This window comes from Hungatella sp. SB206 (assembly GCF_051132295.1).
GTDB classification, from domain to species: Bacteria; Bacillota; Clostridia; order Lachnospirales; family Lachnospiraceae; genus Hungatella; species Hungatella effluvii.
This window is the reverse complement of record NZ_CP096603.1, coordinates 2426084-2447711: the sequence shown is the minus strand read 5'-3', so window position 1 is coordinate 2447711 and position 21628 is coordinate 2426084. Positions and strand designations below refer to the sequence as shown.

Below are 21628 nucleotides of genomic sequence, written 5' to 3'. Positions count from 1 at the left end.
TCTCCGAATACTAATAAATTCTCTTTGCAAAAACATCGTGAAGACGCTCTATGGATACCTTCGGTTTTCTGTCCTCCGTTAAAAGCCCGTTTACCTCCTGCATGACATCCGTCAGCTGGGTATAACAGAAGCCGTTGAAATGGCCGCTGCGGATTAAGAATTCCGTAATCGGCTCCAGGATTCCAAGAAACTGTTCCTCATCCTTTACTCTTCCGTAATATCCCCAGGAGCCTTCCGCTCCGTCTCCTTCAAAAGCAATGCCTCCGTACTCGGTTAAGATAACCGGCTGTCCCTGATAGCTGTTTCCTTCTGCAAACAAGCGGCGGGACTCGCAATACGTCTTTAATACGTTCTCCATATCATCATACTTTTTCTCCGTTTGCGGGAAAAGAGCGTAATCGTGAAGGGCACAGATATCCGTGTCACTTACCTGCTCCCAGCCATCATTGGCGCTTACGAGGCGGACCGGGTCCATGGCTTTTAACAGGTACGTCAGCATACGGCAGTAATTCTGCTGCTGTAAATTCCCTCTTATGGATCGGACTCCCCAGCTCTCATTGACCGGGACCCAGGTCACGATACAGGGATGGTTATAGTCACGTTTAACAAATTCCATCAATTCCCTGGAAGAGGCTTCCATCGCATTGTCATTGAATTCGTAGGCGCTCGGCAGCTCGCCCCATACCAGAAGCCCCATCTTATCCGCCCAGTAATAGTATCTGGGATCTTCGATCTTCTGATGTTTTCTGGCGCCGTTAAAGCCCATCGCCTTTGTCAGACGGATATCCTCCTGGATGGCCTCGTCACTTGGCGGCGTCAGTATGGATTCCGGCCAGTAGCCCTGGTCCAGTACCAGACGCTGGTAATAAGGGCTGCCGTTTAAGCTGATGATTCCATTTTCCCATTCAATACTTCTCATTCCGAAGTACGCCGCCACCTCGTCGGCACACCCGTCTTTACCGGTTATTTTCACAATTAAGGTAATCAGATTCGGCTCTTCCGGAGTCCAGAGCAGCTCTCCCCGCCTTATATCATAGTCCGGGAATGCCAGGCTTAACTTGCCGTAGCCATGAAGGCAGGGAATCGTCTGCCTGCATAGAAATACGTTGCCATTCTCCAGATAAGCCGTAACCTCTGCTTCCACCTCTTCATCACAGGAGACAAACACTTCACAGAGAGCCGTCAAATCGCTTAACTGCGGTGTTGCCTTCACTCTTTTTAAATAGCATGCTCCTGCGTACTCCAGCCAGACACTCTGCCAGATACCGGTAACAGGGGTATACCAGCAGCCGAATTTCTCGCCGGTCCATGTCTGTTTTCCTCTCGGTTTGTCACTGTTTGTATCGTCCACGGCCTTTACCGTTACTTCATTGATTCCTTCTTTTACAAGTTCTGTAATATCAAGTTCAAAAGAAGTATAACCGCCTGCATGGCCGCCTGCATAGACACCGTTAATCCATACGGAGGCCTCGGAATCCACTGCGCCAAATTTCAGCAGAAGACGTTTTCCTGTAAGCCTTTCAGCTTCCACAAGGAATTCACGGCGGTACCATACCACATCATGGTCCTCCGTCTCTCCAATGGTGCTCATGGTGGACTGATAGCAGAATGGAACTGTAATACTCCGGTCGAACACCGGCTGATCAAAGGAAAACTGCCAGGTCCCGTTTAAAGGACTCCACTCATTTCTCACAAAATCCGGACGCGGAAATTCCGGGCGCAAAACTGCATTCATCTCTGTACCCACGTTTTTATCTCCTCTTTGCATACATAATTTTTGCTGCTTTTCACTCCGCAGAGCATACGCGCTATCCCTTTAATCCCTCCGTGCTGATACCATTTACCAGATATTTCTGAAAGAATACAAATATAAGGAAAATCGGGATAATAGACAGCGTAGCCATGGCGAACATGGCGCCCCAGTCAGTAATTGAGGTCGGGTCTGCAAACATTTTAAGAGCCATCGTTACCGGATACATGCTCGGCTTGTTTAAATACAGAAGTGACCCCATGAAATCATCCCATTTCCACATGAAGGAGAAGATAGCGCAGGTCACAAGAGCCGGTACGATTAGCGGTATGATAATGCGGATAAAAATATCCAGGTAGCCGCATCCATCAATTTTAGCAGCCTCATCGAGATCCTTTGGAATTCCATATATAAACTGAATAATCAGAAATATAAAGAAAGATCCGCCAAAAAAGCTGGGTACGATCAGGGGCAGGAATGTGCCTACCCAGCCCAATTTGTTGAAAATAATATACTGCGGAATCATAATAACCTGGAATGGAAGCATCATGGTAACTAGCATGCAGATAAACCAGAAATTACGTCCCTTAAACTTCAGTCTTGCAAATCCAAATGCAATAAATGCCGAGGAAAAGACAGCGCCGATGGTTCCCACGGCAGCGATAAAGAAGGAATTTTTAAAGAATGTGGCAAAGCTGATCTTCGCAAATCCGCGCCAGCCGTTTGCATAATTTTCAAAATGGAATTCCTTTGGAATCAGGCTGCTTGCACTGCTGAATATCTCATTGTTTTCTTTCAAGGAGCTCATAACCATCCACAGCAGCGGATAAATCATCGTAAGTCCGCCTAAAATAACCAGAATTGTGGTTATCACCTGTCCGGCGCTGACTTTTTCCTGTGTCCTTACGGAACTGTTATGTTTCATGCGCATCACCCTTCCTTCGATTCATTATAAACCCACCTGGTTGACGACTGAAAGATCAGAGCCGTCAGAATACCAATTACCACGAGCATAAACCAGGCCATGGCGCTGGCGTATCCCATCTCATGAAACTCGAAGGCCCTCTGATACTGGTAAACACAGTAGAAACGGGTTGAATCCCTGGGGCCGCCGCCAGTAATCACGAAGCTCTGTGTAAAGGCCATAAACGCATTAATCGTCTGCTGCACCAGATTAAAGAAGAGAACCGGCGTCAGCATGGGAAGCGTAATGCTTATAAATTGTCTGAACCTGGAGCCGCCGTCTACGGTAGCCGCCTCATAAAGACTGGCCGGAATCTGCTTTAAGCCCGCAAGAAAGATCAGCATGGAAGAACCGAACTGCCATACGGCGAGGATAATCAGGGTCCAGATGGCTGTATCCTTTCTTCCCAGCCACGAGGTGTCGCCCGGCAGCCCCACCAGAGCCATAAGAGCATTTATGACACCGTCGCTGGCAAACAGTCTTCTCCATAAAACGGCTACGGCGATACTTCCGCCCATGATGGAAGGCAGGTAGTAGACCCCTCTCATAAAGCCTGTAAAACGAGTATTTTTTAAGAACAGCATGGCAACAGCCAGTGCCATAATAAGCTTTAGAGGAACCGATACTGCTGCGTAGAAGAATGTGACTCCGAAGGTTTTCCAAACCTTCGGGTCAGCCGTAAACATTCTTATGTAATTTTGGAGTCCAATAAATTTCGGACTTCCCAAAACATCGTATTCTGTAAAAGAAAGATATAAAGAAATCAGAATGGGAACCGCGGAGAATGCCAAAAAACCGATAATAAATGGCATAATAAACAGATATCCCGCTACTGCTTCCCTTCTCACTGCGGAGTTCATCCGCTTTTTATTTTTCATCACTGCGCCACCTCCTGGCCGCCATCACCTTTGCATGAGTCCGAATTATTCTGCCGCACCCTTTTGAAGCAGTTCAGTCGCCTGCTCATAGAAGCTATGAGCCGCTTCTTCCGGAGTAATCTCCTGGTAACGCACTGCATCTGCCAGATCGCTGATCATTTTGCCAATTTCCGCCGATGCAGGAGGGAACGGAGGATCGATTTCCGTAGCTACTTTTGCAACCTCTGCCACATAAGCATTGATTCTTCCAGTGCACTCATCTACTACTCCATTAACAGCTTCTGTCACAACACTGGAGATCGGCACGCCTCTCTCTCCCTTTAATGCTTCTGTGTTAGCCTCTACAGAGTTTGTCAGGAAGTTGATGACATCTGCCGCAATTTCCGGATTCTCAGAGTCTTTCGTCACACTATAAAACTGAGACGGCTTAACGAAGATCGGCTGTGAAACTGCATCTGCTTCTGTCGGGTACATATAAATATCGTACTGTACATCATCTTCGCACTGGGCAATGGTATTGACAATCATGTTGGAGTTAGTCAGCTGGCACCACTCTTTTCCTGCTGCAAAGTTGCTTAACTGATTGGTAGATGATTCTGCCATGACCTCCGGGGAAACATGGAAGCCCTCATCAAGCGTCTCCTTCAGTCTGGTGTAATAACGAAGGGCTACCGTATCATCCGGCATTCCGAGTGCTGTTCCGTCTTTCGTAAACATAGTCTGTCCAAGGGCTCTTGCCATAAACAGCATGGACTGTTCATCGTTGCTTGGAATCGCGATCTGCTGGCCGGTTATTTCATAAATCGTTTTTGCAGCTGCAAAGAACTCTTCATAGGTTGGCTGTTTGGGAAGTGTTACACCAGCTTCTTCCATTACTGCGGTATTAACTAACAGCGCTTTTGCATTGGTTCCTGCTACAATGGCGTAGGTACCTCCATCGATCTCACCACTCTTCATAATACTGTCTGGTACGTTAGTGGTATCAATCACACCGCTTTCAATATATTGATTCAAGTCTACTAACTGCCCTTTTTCCTGATACTGGCTTAAGAATGCATAATCCATTTGAATAATATCCGGAAGATTTCCTCCTGCCGCCTGTGTGGCCAGTTTATCCCAGTAACCATTCCAGTCAGAGAACTCCACTTCAAATTTTACTTCCGGATGCTCTGCTTCATACATCTCAAGAGCCTTAACGGTTCCGTCATTTCTGGTCTGATTTCCCCACCAGCATACACGGATTACGGTCTGTCCCTCCGCTGCTGCCCCTTTCGTTGTTTCAGCATTTCCTGCTGTCGTCCCTTTTGCGGATCCTTCTGCCGCTTTTTCTGAATCCTTAGAACCACACCCTGCCAACATGCCCGCTGCAAGGACACTCATCATAGCAAGTGCTGCTACACGCTTCCAAACTTTCATAATTGTCAACCTCTCTCCTTCATGATTTTGATTTTCATTGCTGGTAAAATCATATCACGCTTTTTCATACATTTTAATCAATTTTCTTTACCAGTTTTGTTCAATTTCATTACCTTTTACACAAACAGCCTGTACTTTCAGCCGAAATCATGCTATATTACAAACCTAACACAGGATATAATCCGGCATTTTATACAGGGGATACTGCTTATGAAGCTTCAACATTTTACATATTCGTTTAACGATCTAAAACTAAAACACAGACTGATACTTATTATTATCGTTGTGGCCGCTACCATTACCGGTTTTACTTTATTTGGGTTCAGTTATGTCATCAACCAGTATAACAAACTTCTGTATGGCCAGACCGCCAACTCGCTTTCCTTCGTCTCTGACGAATTCATGTATCAGCTGGAAAGTATTGAAACAGTCTCCTCCTATATCGCTTACGGTTCCGCCTTTCAGGAAAACCTGGATGTCTGCAGCACCTCCAAATCGTCGCCGCTTCCTGCGCAAAAGGCAAAAAATGAAATTATCGCTATCTTTAACCAGTATTATACGTCTGACATGGTTCATCTAACTACCCTTACACCTAATGGAAAGAATATCTGGTGGGGGAAAACAAGCTATTCTGAATCGGAGGAAGCCACTGGGCGTCTGATGGAGGCATGTGATAATGCCAACGGGCGCCTGGTCTGGCGTCCTTCCGAAAAAGGTGCCCGCCTTCTCTGCGCCCGCAAAATACTAAAGGTAAAAAATTTAAGTTTAAAACCCATGGGATACTTAATTATTGAAATTGACTTACAGGATACGGTACAGGACATCTTAAAGTCCCGCTATTCCAACGGTCAGCATTTTGATTTATTCATCAGCAGCGGTGAACAGCTGATCTATCCGGCCGACAATGAAAGCTATCTCCGTCATTACCAGAAGCTTTTCTCGGATACCCAGCCCTACGCCATTAAAAATATTAACGGCAGGCGCATGTTTATAACCTTTGCAAAACTGCCGGTTGAAAACGGAACGTGGCGAATCTCCCTGGCTGTTCCCTATGATAATATTTTTCATTCTATTAACCGGTTGATTCCTGTGTTCGTGTTTTCTCTGATTCTGTCGATTTCTATTGCTACATTTCTGGCCGGACGCATTGTAAAAAATATTTCCTATCAGTTCAACATGCTGGTGGAAAAAATGGAGCGGATTAAAAAAGAGGGAATTATGAAACCACAGACTGCACTGACGCCATCCACCAACAGTCAGGACGAGATGACCATTTTAAACGCATCCTTTGATCAGATGGTTGTAGAGTTAAAAAAGCTGATTGAGGACAGCTATGTAAACGAACTTCTCATCACCCAGGCAAAGCTTAAGGCACTGGAGCAGCAGGTAAATCCCCATTTTCTCTACAATACCTTAAACAGTATTAACTGGCTGGCTAAGAGAGCGGGGTCAAAAGATATATCCACCATTGCCCAGTCCCTGGGAAGCATGCTTCAGAGCACATTGAATAACCAGGAAAATATGATTTCCATTGAAAAAGAGCTGGAAATCGTATCCTGCTACGTCAAGATCCAGCAGATCCGGTTTGACGACCTGGTAGTAGAAATGAACATCGATCCGTCCGCACTGGAATCAGAGCTTCCAAAGATGACCATCCAGCCTTTGGTGGAGAATGCCATTCTCCATTCTCAGGAGGAACCGCAGGATGAATACGTGATCCGTCTTTCCGTTACGGAGGAAAACAACACGTTCATAAAGGTGCAGGTGGAAAACAGCGGTTCCTTCATCGATAACCGGATTCTGGAGCATCTAAAGGATCAGACGGTGAAACCGAAAGGAAATGGAATCGGCCTCCTGAATATCGATTCCCGCCTCCGCATCCTGTTCGGAGACGATTGCCACTTAAATTTTGATAACAGAAATAATATGGCCATTGTGTCATTTTCAATTCCCAGGAAGGCAGAAGCCTCCTCTTCTGACCTATCATGAAAGGAGTATTACTATGCATAAATTACTAATTGCAGACGACGAAAAACTTATCCGTGAAGCCATTGTGGAATTAATCGACTGGGAGGCCCTGGATATCCAGATTACCGCAAGCTGTAAAAATGGCATGGAAACCCTGGATGCAATCATGGATACGGCGCCGGACATTGTAATGACCGACATCCGCATGCCCGGCTTGGACGGACTGGACTTAATCGAGAAGCTCCAAAGCCTGGATTCTCATATTCAATTCATTATTCTCACCGGATACCCGGAATTCGACTACGCACGCCGCGCAATAAAATACGGTGTTCGTGAATACTTATTAAAGCCCATCAGTGAGGAGGCGATCATAGAGGCTGTAAACCACGTAAAAAAGTCTCTCCCGGTCTACAGTAACCCCGGTATTGCCGATCTTGTATCCCGTCTTTTAGTCTGCCGCCAGGAAGGGAATACAGAACAGGCCCGGCTGCTGTTAGACCACTTTTTTACTCATTTTGCCACACCGGCAGAGCTGCGCCCTGTCGGCCTCAATCTGCTAATGGAGCTTCATACCCAATTCCTGCCGCCTTCCGCCGAAGACCTGTCTCATTTTACGGAACAGATACTGAGCGAACAGAATGTGATGAATTTGAGAGACATTATCAGCAGACAGATTATAAGCCTTCTGTTTACCGACAACAAACAGAAATCAGCTTTTGCGAAAACGTCTCTTGCCGATACAGTGAAGGCTTATGTGTCCGCTCACTTAGACGATGAAAATCTTTCATTAAAATACATTGCTGAAAATCTGCTGTACATCAATGTCAGCTATCTGAGCCGAACCTTTACGAAGCAGTCCGGTGAGAAATTTTCCAATTACATAAACCGAAGCCGCATCGAGAAAGCCCAGAGACTTCTGCGCCAGAGCGGCGCTGATCACATTCACGTCATCGCGGAAGCTGTGGGATTCGGCAGCAATCCACAGTATTTCAGCCAGGTATTTAAAAAATATACAGGCTCTACGCCGTCACAATTTGCAGAAAATAAATAGGCTGCTCCCGCCGTACTTCACCCGACGCCGCGCAAAAGCCCCGAAACCTTTTTCGGTCCGGGGCTCTATCATATCATGTTCCTGTATTATGTTCTTGTATCGTACTCCTATTATATTATTCCACCGTCATATATGTCCCCAGCCCATCAAACTGGCTGCCATAGTTGACTGCCTCCTCATACTGGTTAGACTGCAGCGCCAGATTCACGGTATTGCAGATGCATCTCTGCAATGCTCCAGGCTCCAGAGTTCCCTCCTTCAGCTCCTGACGGATATTGTCATGGTCTGCTTTCACGCCCGGCATTACCATATCATTGCCTGCCCGCATACAGCCCGCAGCCGTGCATACGCCTGCGGTGGATGCTGTGGTGGTGGTCCAGTCTGTCATGATTGCGCCTGCAAAGCCCCACTCGTCTCTGGCGGCCTTTGTGCAGATATCGTAGGAATTTGCTGCATGGACACCGTTGATCTGGTTGTAGGACGTCATAATCGACATGGGCTGTGAATTCTTCACTGCAATTTCAAATCCCTTTAAATAAATCTCGCGCATCGCTCTCTCTGAAAGGACAGAATCAGACCCCATACGGTTATCCTCCTGATTGTTGCAGGCAAAATGCTTGATCGTAGTTCCGCATCCCGGAATTTTCTGAACGCCGAGAGTGATTGCGGACGCCATCATACCGGACAGAAGCGGATCCTCAGAATAGTATTCGAAGTTCCGGCCGCAGAGCGGATTCCGGTGAATATTCATGCCAGGCGCCAGCCACAGCGTCACGTTAAACAGTTCCATCTCACGGCCGATCATCTCCCCAACTTCCTTCAGAAGACTGACATCCCATGTCTGTGCCAGAAGCGTACCGACCGGGATTGCGGTACAGTACTGATAGTAGGTTGTGCCTTCCGCCTCTTCCGGATCGGCAAAGAAGCCGCCCTCAAAGGCCTGGAGGAACCCGCCTTTTTTGATCATACCGTCCACTACCTGATACGTCTTATGGAGCCTTAAACCGGCAGGTCCGTCTGCCAGTACCATGCTGGCCACGTTCCATGGGGAATCTATTGCAGCGGAGGATGTCTCAGCCGCAGCTCCCGGCACCGTAAGTCCTGCGGAGCCAAGGGCGCTTTCCTGGCCTTTTCCAGGATCGCCTGTGGCAAGTGCAATCAGCTGTTCCTCGGATAAGGTGCTCACGATCTCTCCGGCTTTTCCTTCCGTCACGCCTAAGTGTTCCGGATACACGGCCGTTTCTGTCACGATCTGGTCCGCACAGACCGATATGCCAGGAAGCTTTAAGGATTCCGCCAGACTCTTCCACGCTTCCTCTTTTGCCTTCATCTTGCCGGCATCCGGCACCAGTTCCGTTAAGTCTTCTTTTCTCTCACAGATCGTTTCGCACTGCACCATCACGGCGTCCGCGTCGAGACAGATCGTAGCGGATAAGCTGGAGGCTTCCAGGGAACTCCCCACCCAGACGCCATATGTACCCGCCTCCAGGATCCATGCCGCCTTATCTTCATGATAGGAGGCCAGCTGATACAGCGGGAAGGTAATCGTTAAATCCTGGGTCTCGTCAGGAGATAAAAGCGCGGTCTTTCCGAAGCCGGCCAGACGGCGGAACTCTTTTGGCATATCATTCTGCGGACAGGATACGTAGACTTCCACAACTTCCTTTCCGGCATACGTATGTCCGATATTCTTCACGGAAGCCGTAACCGAGATTTTCGGCTGGTCTGTATCCAGACCGGAAGCGCTGATTCCGGTTCCCACAACGGAAAATTCCGTATAGGACAATCCGAAGCCGAAACCGTAGCGAACCGGCACATCGAAGGTATCGAAATAACGGTATCCGACGAAAATTCCCTCTTCGTACTTCTCCGTCTCTATGTTGCCGTTCTTATGGCTGAAGGTCTGGGCATTGGGGTAATCTGCGTAGGTATAAGCCCAGGAATCCGTCATTTTTCCGCTTGGATTTACGGTGCCGGAAATAATATCTGCAAACGCCGAACCGCCTTCCTGACCGGCCTGCATGAACTGCACGATGGATTTTATATTTACAAACTCCTCAGTAAAGGCCAGGTCAATCAGACCTCCCGTATTGATAACGAGAACTACGTTGTCATAGGAAGCAGAAACCTGTGCCAGAAGCGCTTTTTCTTCTTCTGTGATGAAGTAATCCCCTCCCGTATCGTGACGATCAGCATTTTCCCCCGCAATACGGCTGAGCACAAATACCGCGGTATCGGCTCCATCGGCCTTTGCAGCCTCCTCGTCGATCGTATTGCCGCATGGAACGACAAACGGTGTGGTGGAGTACGCCTGGAAAAAGTTGCCGTTATACTGTTTCAGTTTATCCAGGACCGCCTCTTTCCAGGCCTGTCTTGCATCCGCGTAAATGGTCTCATAAGAGGAGAGCCATACATCGCTTGTCACTTCATAGCCTGCGGCCTTTAACCCCTGATAAATGGAAACACAGTCCCGCTCATTGACATCGCCGGAGCCGGTGCCCCCTTTTATGGTCTTGACTGCCCCTGCTCCGTAAAGCCCGATTTTTCCCTTTGCAGCGAGCGGCAGCAGATGGCCGTCATTTTTTAAAAGTACAAATCCTTCGGAAGCCGCTCTGCGGGCGATCTCCCTGTTTTCCTGCTCTCTTTTCGTTACTGCGTCTGATGTGGAACCGGTAAATGTCCTGTTTTTTAACTTCATATCTGACCTCCAAATGATATCTGTCTGTTTTTCTCTATTATGCACGATTGCCTCAACGGCCGCTAGATACTTTTTTAACCTTTTATAGGTTGATATTGATATAATTGCAAACTTTTAGTAGAATAAAAACAGATATTCCTGTCACTATTGATATACAGCAGAGAAAGGAACGCAGGATGGACCACATCATTCACGAAGAAGTTTCCGAGAACATCAATCTGCCGGCGAAACTGGAACTCGTCCATTGTATGCCCATGACCATACCGGCTCACTGGCACGAATACTTAGAGATCCTGTGCCTGATCGATGGGCGGCTGACGGCAGTCATTCAGGCCGAAACGTATCAGCCGGAGCCGGGAAGCCTGCTGGTCATCAATTCCAACGAACTTCATATGACACAGACAGCAGGCCTTACTACCTATGTGCTGCTTCAGATTTCGGCGGAGCAGATGAGGCGCTTTTTCCCCAATTTTGAGGCGCTCCATTTCCAGACACTGATCACGAAAGTGATCCAAAGCCCGGATCAAAAGGAGATGTTCATCCATTTGAACGCCATGGTGAGCGAATACGAAAGACAGACGGACGGCTATCAGCTTCTGGTAACCGCACATCTCTATGAGTTTCTCTATTATCTCTACCGCTGCTGTTCCCATTGGAACGAGTCCGGAAGCGATGACGATTCCAGCCGGGATATGAAGCGGATTGCCGGAATTATGGACTATGTCCGCCGGAATTTCCGCAGGCCGCTGACGCTTAACGATGCCGCCGCTTCCCAGGGCCTAAGCCGGGAGTATTTCTGCCGCCTGTTTAAGAAATATACGGGCCAGACATTTCTGGCATACGTAAATTCTGTGCGCACCATGAATTTTTACGAAGAGCTCCTGAAATCAGATGAAAGCATTACGCAGCTGATGGTACAGAACGGCCTTACGAATTACAAGGTCTTCATGCGGGTTTTTAAGGAAATGTATGGGACAACTCCGCAGAAGATACGGAAATCTGCTGCAAAATCCGCAGCAAAAAATGCCGCAGAATCACTTTTTACTCCGTGATTTGCGGCATTTTATATTTACTGATTTATGATGTATTATGCGATGGTCTCCGCATACTTCCTGATGTTGGAGGCATTGGCGATCTTCTTTACCTGGCCATCGCTCACGACTACCAGGGTAGGCGCCTGCATGATGCCAAGCTGCTCCGCCAGCTCTGCGTTCTCCTCTGCATCCACCACCTCATAATCCACATCCTTTAAGAACTGCTTTGCCATCTTGCAGTTTGGACACGTCTTGGTCGTGAAGAGGTAGGAACCAGCCGGAATCTCTGCGTTGTGAACGGCTTCCTTCACCGTCTCCGTACTCTTGTTTCCCTTCTTCAGTACTGATCCGGTGATGTCGTAGGTGGTACGGTTCTTGTATTCCTGAGTCTTGCCCTCGTTCCAGTTCTGTACCGGTCTGTAGTAGCCGGTGATACGGCTGTAGATCTCAGCGCGCTTTCCGCAGATCGGGCAGACGCTGTGTTCGCCGATGAGATAGCCATGCTCTGCACAGATGGAATACGTCGGTGACAGCGTGTAATACGGAAGCTTGTAGTTCTCCGCAATGGTGCGCACCAGTCTCGCCGCGGCCGCCCAGTCAGGAAGCTTCTCACCCAGGAAGGCATGGAATACGGTTCCCGAGGTGTATAAGGTCTGCAGCTCATCCTGAATATCCAGAGCATCGAATATATCTGCCGTATAATCGACAGGCAGATGAGAGCTGTTGGTATAGTAAGGCGTATCCCCTTCGGCTCCGGCCGTCTTAATATCCGGATATCTCTTCCTGTCATGCTTGGCCAGACGGTAGGTCGTGGACTCCGCCGGTGTGGCCTCCAGATTGTATAAGTCGCCATATTTCTCCTGATAATCAGAAAGGCGCTCTCTCATATGGTTTAATACGTTCTTTGTAAATTCCTGTGTCTGTATACTTGTCATGTCTTCGCCCAGCCATCTGGCATTGAGGCCAACCTCGTTCATGCCGATTAAGCCGATGGTGGAGAAATGGTTTTCAAAGGTTCCCAGATATCTCCTGGTATAAGGGTACAGTCCCTGGTTCAGCAGCTTGGTGATCACTTCCCGCTTCGTCTTTAAGGACCTTGCGGAAACGTCCATCATATGGTCCAAACGGCTGTAGAAATCGGCCTCGTCCTTTGCCAGGTAAGCGATTCTCGGCATATTGATGGTTACGACGCCCACCGATCCGGTACTCTCGCCTGATCCGAAGAACCCGCCCGTCTTCCTGCGCAGCTCCCGGAGATCGAGGCGCAGACGGCAGCACATACTTCTGACATCGCTGGGTTCCATATCGCTGTTTATGTAATTGGAGAAGTAAGGCGTACCGTACTTGGAGGTCATCTCAAACAGCAGTCTGTTGTTCTCAGTATCAGACCAGTCAAAGTCCTTGGTGATGGAATAGGTCGGAATCGGATACTGGAATCCGCGTCCGTTGGCGTCTCCCTCGATCATCGTCTCAATGAAGGCCTTGTTAATCATGTCCATCTCTGTCTTACAGTCTTTGTACTTGAAGTCCGCTTCCTTACCGCCTACAATAGCCGGAAGCTCTGCCATATCGCCCGGCACGGTCCAGTCCAGCGTGATGTTGGAGAACGGCGCCTGAGTACCCCAGCGGCTTGGCGTATTAACGCCGTAGATGAAGGACTCGATGCACTTCTTCACCTCCGGGTAGGTTAAGTTATCTATCTTTACAAAAGGAGCAAGGTAGGTATCGAAAGAGGAAAATGCCTGAGCGCCTGCCCATTCATTCTGCATTATGCCTAAAAAGTTAACCATCTGGTTGCAGAGCACGGATAAATGCTTTGCAGGGGAGGATGTGATCTTGCCCGGAATGCCGCCCAGACCTTCCATGAGAAGCTGCTTTAAGGACCAGCCCGCGCAGTAGCCTGTCAGCATGGACAAATCGTGGATATGGATATCCGCATTCCTGTGGGCATCCGCGATCTCCTGATCGTATATCTCGGACAGCCAGTAGTTTGCCGTAACCGCGCCGGAATTGCTTAAGATCAGGCCGCCTACGGAATAGGTAACGGTCGAGTTTTCCTTGACACGCCAGTCCTCCACCTTCACATAGCTGTTCACCACATCCTTATAATCCAGAATGGTATTCTTCATGTTACGGATTTTTTCTCTTTGTTTTCTGTATAAAATATAGGCCTTTGCCACATCCGTGTAACCGGTCTGCTCCAGGACGTGCTCAACGCTGTCCTGAATCTGCTCAACCGTTACCTGGCCGTCTCTCATCTTTTCCTGAAAGTCCGCCGTAACACGGAGGGACAACAGCTCCAGAATCTCATTGTTAAAATCCTTCTTTGTAGCCTTAAATGCCTTCTTTATCGCTTCCGTTATCTTATTCAGACTGAATTCAGCGACCTCCCCATCTCTTTTCAATACTGATATCATTTATACCTGACTCCTTTCCTTTTACAACCCTGACACCGCCTTAACCGGTGCATTGTTTATTATAGCAGAAGAGAAACAAAAACACAATATCTGGTTTCGCAAAAAAACATTAAAACCATATATTGTGTCTTATTATGTTTTCTTATAAGCTTCGAGTCACTTATTGCAAAACTGCGAACTGTCTGTCAGTATAGCACACCTTACACAGTTTCTCAACCACCAATTCGACCGGTGTGCTCCGCAGCCGTACATTTATGCTTTTTACCATTTTATATCAGGTTTGCATACATCTCTGCAGGCACATAGGCGCTGACAAAAATACCGTCGTCCCGGTACTCTTCCTTCAGAAGCTGGCCGTATTTCCGGATCAGCTGTATCTTTCCGGCATCCTGATAGGGGTATATCCGCTCCAGGAATACTTTCCGGCTCCTCAAAATACTCTCCAGCAGATTCAGGAGCTCGTCCAGTCCCTCCCCGGTCTTTGCCGAAATCTTCACCTGGTAATCGGAAGATAAGTCGCGGGGGATCCTCATCTCACCTGCCGCGTCTATCTTATTAAAGACTGTGATCACTTCCTTGTCGTGAACGCCCAACTCCTTCAGCGTCTCATAGACCACATACATCTGCATATCCATCTGGGGATTGGAACAGTCCACCACATGAAGAATGATGTCCGAGTACTTTGCCTCCTCCAGTGTGCTCTTAAACGCCTCGATCAGATTATGGGGCAGCTTCCGTATAAATCCGACCGTGTCAGTCAGAAGAATCTGCTCCCCGCCGGGAAGCTCTAAGTTTCTCGTCGTCGGATCCAGCGTGGCAAAGAGTTTGTCCTCCGCCAGAATTCCGGCGTCCGTAAGCGTGTTGAGCAGCGTGGACTTTCCCGCGTTGGTGTAACCCACAATGGCTGCCACCGGAGTATGGTTCCTTGTCCGCTGCTGCCTGGCCACGTCCCTGTGGCGCTTCACATCCTCCAGTTCCGCTTTCAGCTGGCCGATCCGGTCGTGAATCAGACGGCGGTCCACCTCCAGCTTCTTCTCGCCGGGACCTCTCGTTCCGATTCCGCCGCCCAGACGGGAGAGCGAATTTCTCAGTCCCACCAGTCTGGCTGCCCGGTACTTCAGCTGGGCCAGCTCCACCTGGATCTTACCTTCCCTGGTCGTCGCCCTGGAAGCGAAAATGTCGAGAATTACCATGGTACGGTCCATCACCTTCGTATCCAGTGCATCCTCCAGATTCCGAAGCTGTGCGGGCGACAGCTCGTCGTCGCAGACAATGCCAGTGGCATTCAGCTCCCAGACGCGCTCCTTCACCTCTTCGATCTTTCCCTTGCCCAGATACGTCCCCGGATGAATCCGTTCCCGGTTCTGGATGATCTTGTCCACCGTGACGGCTCCCGCCGTCTCCACAAGCTCCTCCAGCTCCTCTAAGGAGGCTGCTGCCAGGCTTTCCTCTTCCGTGCTCACGGCCACCAGAATGACCCGCTCTTCGATTTCCTTTAACTCCACTAAATCAGCCATTGATCTCCTAATCCATTACCTTGTCTTTAAAAACTCCAGTTCCCGCGCGGCTTCTTCGTCCGAGCTGTTTCCTGCCACATACTGCTCCATCAGCTCCCGCGCCTTGTCAAAGTCTCCCTTGTACTCGTATGCAACCGCCTGATTGTAGATCAGGTCCGGCACCGAGGCGGCATCCGGCTTTAATAATCCCTGGGCGAAATAGGTAATAGCCGTCTCATAATCCTTTTCCCCGAATTTGCAGAGACCCATCCGGTTGTACAGCTCGGCATTTTCGATTCCTTCCGCCTGGGCGCTCTCATAGAGCGTCATGGCCTCGACAGAGGCTCCCTGGTTCTCAAGCGCTGCTCCGGCCGCGAGAATCGCCTCCGCCCTGCCCGGAGCATTCTTCTCTGTATCCAGTTCGGCCGCACGCTTATAATCGTCCAGCGCCCCGCTTAAGTCTCCTGTCTGCGCTTTGGAGACGCAGCGCATGTTCAAATATTCCGGCCGCTCCTTATCCACCTGGATCAGGATACCGTAGGTATCCGAGGCAGCCTGGTAATCTGCGGCGCGGTATTCCGCCTCCGCACGGTACTTCAGTACGTCGATATCAAATGCGCCCACCAGCGCGTTGGAGGCATTAATCGCCTCGTCGAAAGAAGCGATCGCACTCTCATAATCCCCAGCATTCAGCGCTTCTATTCCCGCATCGCGGTACGTATATTTATTTTCACTCTTTCCGCATCCTACGGTTAAGCTCATGCATACGCCTGCCGTCAGGAGGAGAAGCTTTAATCTGGAGCCCATTTTTACTCTGGAACATGTTTTCATTTTAAATTCTCCATCCGGGGAGGTTACTGCTTTCCGGTACTTCCGTGGCCTCCGCGGTCCTCATGGTCAAGCCTGTCCGTTTCCTCAAATGACAGCTCCGGCTGGTGCTTCATGATGCGGAACTGGCAGATTCTGTCATTGACGTGAATCACCGTGTCACGAAGGGCATAAGCTGGGAAAAACCACTGGTCATTGTCCCCGCAGTACGTCTCATCGATGACTCCCATGCTGTTCGTCTGGATCACACCGTAATTCTTAAACGTGCTGCTTCTCGGCACCACATGGGCCTCATAGCCGGCCGGCAGCTCCATGGCGATTCCAAGCGGAATCAACTGAAACTCTCCCGCCTTCAGTTCAATCTCTTCCGCCGCGCGTAAATCGATCCAGTCGGATTTGCCTCCAATGTAGCATAAACGCTCGATTTTATCTGTAAAATATTTTATTCTGATCTTCTCTGTCACTGTATGTCCTCCTGATTGTGAGCACGGAACGGCTGTCTCTCAGCCGCCTGCGTGCGGTAATTATTCTGTGTTTCCACCGTCCTCACGGGTTACAGCCGCTTCCGCGATCCCATCTCCCAACTCGGTGAGCGGGATTTCCTCCAGAAGCGCCTCATCTTCGGGGAGCAGCTCTCCGCTTCCCTTTAATTCCTCCTCCACCTCCATGCGGATCTCGGCAGCGGTTTCGGGGTCCGGAGTGGGGAGGTTCTGAGTCGAGCCAATTCCGAACCTGCGAAGGAACTCTTCCGTCGTGGCAAACAGTGCTGGGCGGCCCGGAGCGTCGAGGCGGCCCACCTCGTATACCAGGTTGTATTCCACCAGCCTGTTCACCGCGTGATCGGACTTGACGCCGCGGATCTTCTCGATCTCCATCTTCGTGACCGGCTGCTTATAGGCGATGATCGACAGCGTCTCCAGCACCACATCCGTCAGCACCTGTTTTTTCGGGGTGGCAGCCACACGGATGAGATTCTCATAATACTCCGGCCTGGTGCACATCTGGTAGCTGCTCTCCAGTTCGATAATCTGCATCCCCTTCCGTCCGGCTTCATACTGCTTCATGAGCCGTTTTACGACGGATCTTGCCGTCTCCTCGTCCTGTCCGATCGCGGCTGCCAGCTGTCTCACCTCGACGGAATTACCCATGGTAAATAAGACCGCTTCGATCACGGCCTCATACTCCCGCTCTTCATTCGTAATCTCTCTCAGTTCCTCAATCGGCAGCGACTCCTGCGCTTCCCACTTCTTCTTCATCTTTTTTATACCCTTCGATATCTTCCTCTAACTCCGATAAGTCCAGATCCTATTCCTCGCCTTCCGGCTCCAGCGTCTCAATAAACATATCGTCGAATAAATGCTCCTGGGTCAGATGAATCTTACCGATCTTCATCAGCTCCAGAAGCGCAAGAAACGTCACCACGACCTCCGTCTTGTCCGCCTGCCTTTCGAGCATTCGCCGGAAAGAGAATTTGCGGTGCAGCCTGGCATAACCCAGAACCGAGGCGATCTTGTCCTCCAGACTCACCGGTTCTCTCGTAATATTACCGAACCGGCTCCTCACAGGGTCGATCCTGTCCTCTGTCCTTTTCATCACAGACTTGAAAATCTCCTGAAGCTTTGCCAGCGTCAGGCCGTCCAACAGGCCATCCAAGTCCACCGGCGGCTCATACTTTGCCACCTCCGGAGGCACCGTAGGCCCCTTAAAAAGCAGGCGATCCGCGCCGACCTCCTTCTCCTTCAGTTCAAACGCCATGTATTTGTAATACTTATATTCCAGAAGACGCGCCACCAGTTCAGCCCTCGGATCTTCCTCCTCGCCGTCCTCATTCACTTCTCTCGGCAGGAGCATGCGGGATTTGATGTCGATGAGCGTCGCCGCCATCACCAGGAATTCACTGACAATGTTTAAATCCTCGGTCTCCATGTGGCTCACGTAATCGAGATACTGCTCCGTAATCGTCACAATAGGAATGTCATAAATATTCAATTTATTCTTTTCAATCAGATGGAGCAGCAAGTCCAGAGGACCCTCAAAATTCTCCAGCTTATAGGATATTCCCATAGTTTCCTCCCGGCATCAGAAAGTAAGCGCTACCGATTAGTATAACAAATCCATCGGCTTCTGTAAATATTTAACCTGCTCGAGTTTCCGCAGTTCTGTCCACAGAAGCACCATTACTGTTTATACTTATACACAACTTTAAAAAAATGCCCAAAATATAAGGAATCCTATCCCTTTTTGATGTAAAATTAAGCTACCAAACAAAAATCTTACTAAACAAAAAGAAAGGGGATTCCTTATGGCTTATTTTACATCAAATACTTACCAAATGAAACGGGAAATTTTAACTTTTTCAAATAAATTTTCAAGAAAGCTTCCTAAACCGGAACGCAAATTTATTGCTGAAATGAATTATGGTATCCTCGCTTCCAAAAGCTGCCTGCTTACGGATATTGTTGACCAGCTCCATGAAACTTCCAAAAAAATCAACATTGTTGACCGCCTTTCACACCACCTTGCCAAGGGGACTCCCGGGGAAGCTCTGAAAGCTTACCTCACACAGGTTAAAAAATGGTGTCCTGCTCAGCCCGTTATCCATATCGACGACAGTGATGTTGTCAAGCCTGATGGTTACAAATTTGAATCGCTTGGATGGGTACGTGATGGTTCCGAAAGCACTGCCACAAAAAATCTCTATAAAAAGGGCTATCATGTTACCGAAGCCACGGTCCTCACCAACAACAATCATCCGCTTAGTCTCTTTTCCGAGATCCATTCTTCCAGTGAAAAAAACTTTACCTCCATTAACGATGTCACATTCTCCGCTATGGAGCGGGCCAATTCCCTGTTTGGAAAAGCGACTTTTGTCATGGACCGTGGCTATGATGATAACAAGATGTTTCTCAAGCTGGATTCCATGGGACAGGACTATGTCATACGCCTTACTGCCAAACGTAAGCTGCTCTACCATAATAAATGGACTTTTGCAACGGAGCTGCGTAACCGTAGGAAAGGAAAAGTAAAACTCCCTCTATTTTATAAAGGAAAAGAACACGAAGCTTATCTTTCCCATGTGAAGGTACAGATCACCGCCTCCAGAAAGGACATTTATCTGGTGCTGGTTTATGGTATCACAGAGCATCCTATGATGCTTGCCACAAATAAACCAATCCGTTCAAAAGAGGATGTGATCGCTGTAGCAAAGCAATACTTTTCCAGGTGGCGGATCGAAGAATATTTCCGGTGTAAAAAACAGATGTTCCAGTTTGAAAATTTCAGGGTAAGAAAACTCAAAGCCATAAACGCATTAAATTTTTATATTACCTTATGCATGGCATTCCTTGCACAGATCACCATGAAATCAGAGACGAATGCCCTTAAGGTTTCCATTATAAAGACAGCAGATCCGGTGAAAGAAAAAGTGCATTTCTGCTATTATCGGCTGGCAAAAGGGATCTCCGGCATACTGTCGTATGCAAAAGAGGGCGTCAGACTCTGGTTCAGGACAAAACGTCCTGCATACCGTCAACTCAGCCTTAAGCTGACCGCTTAAATAGATAAAAGAATAAATCTCCCAAAGTCCGGTTCCGGCGGGGCTTGTTAAAGTGCCTCTACTCATTATTCTGCCACTCGCCAGCATTTCAAAAAACGGCAGATTGGCACCTTTGATTACTATATTCATTTTTCAATTACAATTTGCGGAAACTCAAGTTAACCTGTTTTTCTCTTTAAATCCACCACCACAAGCTGCGGTTTGTTGTTCAGCCTGATATTTATGGAATGCGTTCCCAGGCCGCGGCTCACGATCATGTACTTCCCGCTCTCCTCAAATGTTCCGGCGCACCACGGCAGAAAGAACTGAAACTGAGGGGTCATGACCCCGCCCAGATACGGAAGGCGTATGGTTCCCCCATGAAAATGGCCGGCCAGAGTCAAATCGGCGCCCCATTTCCGGCAGGAATCGAAAAAGAGGGGCGAATGGCAGAGTAGGATTAAAAACCGCTCCCGTTCAGCCGGTCCCGCCAGCCGTCCAATCTCCTCCGGCCGCAGATGGTCGGGATGGAACTTCTTATAATACCGTTCCGCCAGATCGATTCCGGTGACGGCGATATCATCCCGGAACTCCATAGTCCTGTTGGAAAGGTAACGGACTCCCATTTTCTTTATCTCCCTCACATAGATGTCATACTGCATCCCGAAATTCTTCCGTTCCCGGTTCATCCTTGTCTCATGGTTTCCATTGCCGTAATAGACGGGGCAGCGTTTCGTCAGTTCCCCAATCAGTTCCAGGGATACCCGCAGATCCGCGCTTTCCCTGCTGACCATCATGTCGCCCCCGATCAGGATCACGTCGGGTTTTACCTCATCGACCGCATGGAGCAGGCGTTTATTATGATCTCCAAACTCATGATCATGTAAATCAGAGAGAAACACCATCCGGCAGTCTCTCGTTATCTTTTCAGTCAGAATCTCCGTCCTCTCTACGGACAGCTGCTCCCTCTCATACTGCGAGCGAAGCAAAAGTCCCGCTCCTGCAGCGGCAGACAGCACACCGGCGGCAAGCCACATATCATTCTTCCTCATCTTTCACCAGTCTTCCACTTCATTTTATTTAATATTATTTCATTTTATTTCTTTTGACAGCTTTTGATTTTGTATCATCATACACTGAAAAAGTATGCCGCGTCAAGGCAAAGCATACTTAAGCTTTCGCGTTTATCCGAACGGGCTTTCCTGAATGGGCTTTCCTGAATGGGCTTTCCGTGAAACGAAAAAAGCCGCTGTACCGTTTTGTGGTACAGCAGCCTATTGGGAACCGGATTATGCCAGATGATGCTTCAGTAGCCGAATGCAAAGACAATTGCATGCTTCGCAGTCTCTGTCTGGACCGCGGCCAGACCGTCGTAACCGCCCGCCGCTGGTCAGGCCCTTGATGATAAATCCGGCACTGATAACCGGCAGCACGTTTCCTCCAATCCCAATCAGGAAAAAGCCCAGGGTATTGCCGAATGCTCCGATGATCGCAGAGCTCTGCGGGTATACGAATATGAACTTCTTTTATCGGAAATTCAAAGAAATGTATGGTATGAGCCCGAAGCAGTACAGGGGCCGATAGCCCCCGCAT

General features: G+C 48.8%; 18 protein-coding genes. 6 read left to right on the top strand and 12 right to left on the bottom strand.

Annotated elements, in window-relative coordinates; genetic code table 11:
• Positions 1–10: 10 nt before the first annotated feature.
• The 4 genes from M1L66_RS10540 to M1L66_RS10525 all read right to left on the bottom strand — a co-directional run bounded on the left by M1L66_RS10540 (position 11) and on the right by M1L66_RS10525 (position 5008).
• Entirely contained in the window at positions 11–1747 is a 1737-nt protein-coding gene (locus tag M1L66_RS10540; RefSeq protein WP_434692796.1) for a glycoside hydrolase family 2 protein, read from the bottom strand.
• Between the two features lie 61 nt (positions 1748–1808).
• Positions 1809–2681: a carbohydrate ABC transporter permease gene (locus tag M1L66_RS10535; protein WP_002600504.1), complete on the bottom strand. Its 873-nt coding sequence runs from the start codon at positions 2679–2681 to the stop codon at positions 1809–1811.
• Positions 2681–3592: a carbohydrate ABC transporter permease gene (locus M1L66_RS10530; RefSeq protein WP_187021592.1), complete on the bottom strand. Its 912-nt coding sequence runs from the start codon at positions 3590–3592 to the stop codon at positions 2681–2683. Before M1L66_RS10530 ends, M1L66_RS10535 begins: the two co-directional genes overlap by 1 nt.
• A gap of 45 nt (positions 3593–3637) precedes the next feature.
• Entirely contained in the window at positions 3638–5008 is a 1371-nt protein-coding gene (locus M1L66_RS10525) for an ABC transporter substrate-binding protein (RefSeq protein ID WP_187021594.1), read from the bottom strand.
• 210 nt (positions 5009–5218) lie between these two features.
• On the opposite strand from M1L66_RS10525, the gene M1L66_RS10520 reads away from it, so the two are divergent.
• Together M1L66_RS10520 and M1L66_RS10515 are read left to right on the top strand one after the other, a co-directional pair.
• Positions 5219–6997: a sensor histidine kinase gene (locus tag M1L66_RS10520; RefSeq protein ID WP_434692793.1), complete on the top strand. Its 1779-nt coding sequence runs from the start codon at positions 5219–5221 to the stop codon at positions 6995–6997.
• Positions 6998–7010: 13 nt separating this feature from the next.
• The gene (locus M1L66_RS10515; protein WP_187021597.1) at positions 7011–8027 is read left to right on the top strand and encodes a response regulator; all 1017 of its coding nucleotides are present in this window, start codon (positions 7011–7013) and stop codon (positions 8025–8027) included.
• A gap of 115 nt (positions 8028–8142) precedes the next feature.
• Here M1L66_RS10515 and M1L66_RS10510 read toward each other — a convergent pair whose 3' ends face one another.
• Complete coding sequence (locus tag M1L66_RS10510) at positions 8143–10725, bottom strand: glycoside hydrolase family 3 protein (protein ID WP_434692789.1); 2583 nt, start codon at positions 10723–10725, stop codon at positions 8143–8145.
• 176 nt (positions 10726–10901) lie between these two features.
• Here M1L66_RS10510 and M1L66_RS10505 point away from each other — a divergent pair, with 176 nt between their 5' ends.
• On the top strand, positions 10902–11777 hold the full coding sequence (locus tag M1L66_RS10505; RefSeq protein ID WP_187021601.1) for a helix-turn-helix transcriptional regulator: 876 nt from the start codon (positions 10902–10904) through the stop codon (positions 11775–11777).
• 35 nt (positions 11778–11812) lie between these two features.
• Here M1L66_RS10505 and M1L66_RS10500 read toward each other — a convergent pair whose 3' ends face one another.
• The 6 genes from M1L66_RS10500 to M1L66_RS10475 form a co-directional block, all read right to left on the bottom strand.
• A complete protein-coding gene (locus M1L66_RS10500; RefSeq protein WP_187021602.1) occupies positions 11813–14176 on the bottom strand; it encodes a ribonucleoside triphosphate reductase in 2364 nt (787 codons plus the stop codon).
• Between the two features lie 269 nt (positions 14177–14445).
• The gene (gene hflX, locus M1L66_RS10495) at positions 14446–15693 is read right to left on the bottom strand and encodes a GTPase HflX (protein ID WP_434692785.1); all 1248 of its coding nucleotides are present in this window, start codon (positions 15691–15693) and stop codon (positions 14446–14448) included.
• Between the two features lie 15 nt (positions 15694–15708).
• On the bottom strand, positions 15709–16503 hold the full coding sequence (locus M1L66_RS10490; protein WP_434692782.1) for a tetratricopeptide repeat protein: 795 nt from the start codon (positions 16501–16503) through the stop codon (positions 15709–15711).
• Positions 16504–16526: 23 nt separating this feature from the next.
• The gene (locus M1L66_RS10485) at positions 16527–16964 is read right to left on the bottom strand and encodes a dUTP diphosphatase (protein WP_187021606.1); all 438 of its coding nucleotides are present in this window, start codon (positions 16962–16964) and stop codon (positions 16527–16529) included.
• A gap of 60 nt (positions 16965–17024) precedes the next feature.
• Positions 17025–17756 carry an SMC-Scp complex subunit ScpB gene (gene scpB / locus M1L66_RS10480; protein ID WP_187021607.1) on the bottom strand — a complete coding sequence of 244 codons (732 nt, stop codon included), beginning with the start codon at positions 17754–17756 and terminating at the stop codon, positions 17025–17027.
• 49 nt (positions 17757–17805) lie between these two features.
• Complete coding sequence (locus tag M1L66_RS10475) at positions 17806–18564, bottom strand: segregation and condensation protein A (RefSeq protein ID WP_434692779.1); 759 nt, start codon at positions 18562–18564, stop codon at positions 17806–17808.
• A 238-nt stretch (positions 18565–18802) separates the two neighbouring features.
• Between M1L66_RS10475 and M1L66_RS10470 the strand changes: the two genes are divergently transcribed.
• Positions 18803–20056, top strand: coding sequence for a transposase (locus tag M1L66_RS10470; protein WP_434689041.1), 1254 nt, complete (start codon positions 18803–18805; stop codon positions 20054–20056).
• A gap of 158 nt (positions 20057–20214) precedes the next feature.
• On the opposite strand, the gene M1L66_RS10465 is transcribed toward M1L66_RS10470, so the two are convergent.
• The gene (locus tag M1L66_RS10465; protein WP_434694233.1) at positions 20215–21072 is read right to left on the bottom strand and encodes a metallophosphoesterase; all 858 of its coding nucleotides are present in this window, start codon (positions 21070–21072) and stop codon (positions 20215–20217) included.
• A gap of 194 nt (positions 21073–21266) precedes the next feature.
• Between M1L66_RS10465 and M1L66_RS10460 the strand changes: the two genes are divergently transcribed.
• The gene (locus tag M1L66_RS10460) at positions 21267–21437 is read left to right on the top strand and encodes a hypothetical protein (protein WP_187021926.1); all 171 of its coding nucleotides are present in this window, start codon (positions 21267–21269) and stop codon (positions 21435–21437) included.
• Positions 21437–21619: an AraC family transcriptional regulator gene (locus tag M1L66_RS10455; RefSeq protein WP_434692776.1), complete on the top strand. Its 183-nt coding sequence runs from the start codon at positions 21437–21439 to the stop codon at positions 21617–21619. The genes M1L66_RS10460 and M1L66_RS10455 overlap by 1 nt, the downstream gene beginning before the upstream one ends.
• The last annotated feature ends 9 nt before the right edge of the window (positions 21620–21628 follow it).

Excerpts from the sequence above, each read along its gene's own strand:
- M1L66_RS10535 (WP_002600504.1), bottom strand. The coding sequence starts at position 2,681 with ATGCGCATGAAACATAACAGTTCCGTAAGGACACAGGAAAAAGTCAGC.
- M1L66_RS10530 (WP_187021592.1), bottom strand. The coding sequence starts at position 3,592 with ATGAAAAATAAAAAGCGGATGAACTCCGCAGTGAGAAGGGAAGCAGTA.
- M1L66_RS10525 (WP_187021594.1), bottom strand. The coding sequence starts at position 5,008 with ATGAAAGTTTGGAAGCGTGTAGCAGCACTTGCTATGATGAGTGTCCTT.
- M1L66_RS10520 (WP_434692793.1), top strand. The coding sequence starts at position 5,219 with ATGAAGCTTCAACATTTTACATATTCGTTTAACGATCTAAAACTAAAA.
- M1L66_RS10515 (WP_187021597.1), top strand. The coding sequence starts at position 7,011 with ATGCATAAATTACTAATTGCAGACGACGAAAAACTTATCCGTGAAGCC.
- M1L66_RS10510 (WP_434692789.1), bottom strand. The coding sequence starts at position 10,725 with ATGAAGTTAAAAAACAGGACATTTACCGGTTCCACATCAGACGCAGTA.
- M1L66_RS10505 (WP_187021601.1), top strand. The coding sequence starts at position 10,902 with ATGGACCACATCATTCACGAAGAAGTTTCCGAGAACATCAATCTGCCG.
- M1L66_RS10500 (WP_187021602.1), bottom strand. The coding sequence starts at position 14,176 with ATGATATCAGTATTGAAAAGAGATGGGGAGGTCGCTGAATTCAGTCTG.
- hflX (WP_434692785.1), bottom strand. The coding sequence starts at position 15,693 with ATGGCTGATTTAGTGGAGTTAAAGGAAATCGAAGAGCGGGTCATTCTG.
- M1L66_RS10490 (WP_434692782.1), bottom strand. The coding sequence starts at position 16,503 with ATGAAAACATGTTCCAGAGTAAAAATGGGCTCCAGATTAAAGCTTCTC.
- scpB (WP_187021607.1), bottom strand. The coding sequence starts at position 17,756 with ATGAAGAAGAAGTGGGAAGCGCAGGAGTCGCTGCCGATTGAGGAACTG.
- M1L66_RS10475 (WP_434692779.1), bottom strand. The coding sequence starts at position 18,564 with ATGGGAATATCCTATAAGCTGGAGAATTTTGAGGGTCCTCTGGACTTG.
- M1L66_RS10470 (WP_434689041.1), top strand. The coding sequence starts at position 18,803 with ATGGCTTATTTTACATCAAATACTTACCAAATGAAACGGGAAATTTTA.
- M1L66_RS10465 (WP_434694233.1), bottom strand. The coding sequence starts at position 21,072 with ATGTGGCTTGCCGCCGGTGTGCTGTCTGCCGCTGCAGGAGCGGGACTT.
- M1L66_RS10455 (WP_434692776.1), top strand. The coding sequence starts at position 21,437 with ATGATAAATCCGGCACTGATAACCGGCAGCACGTTTCCTCCAATCCCA.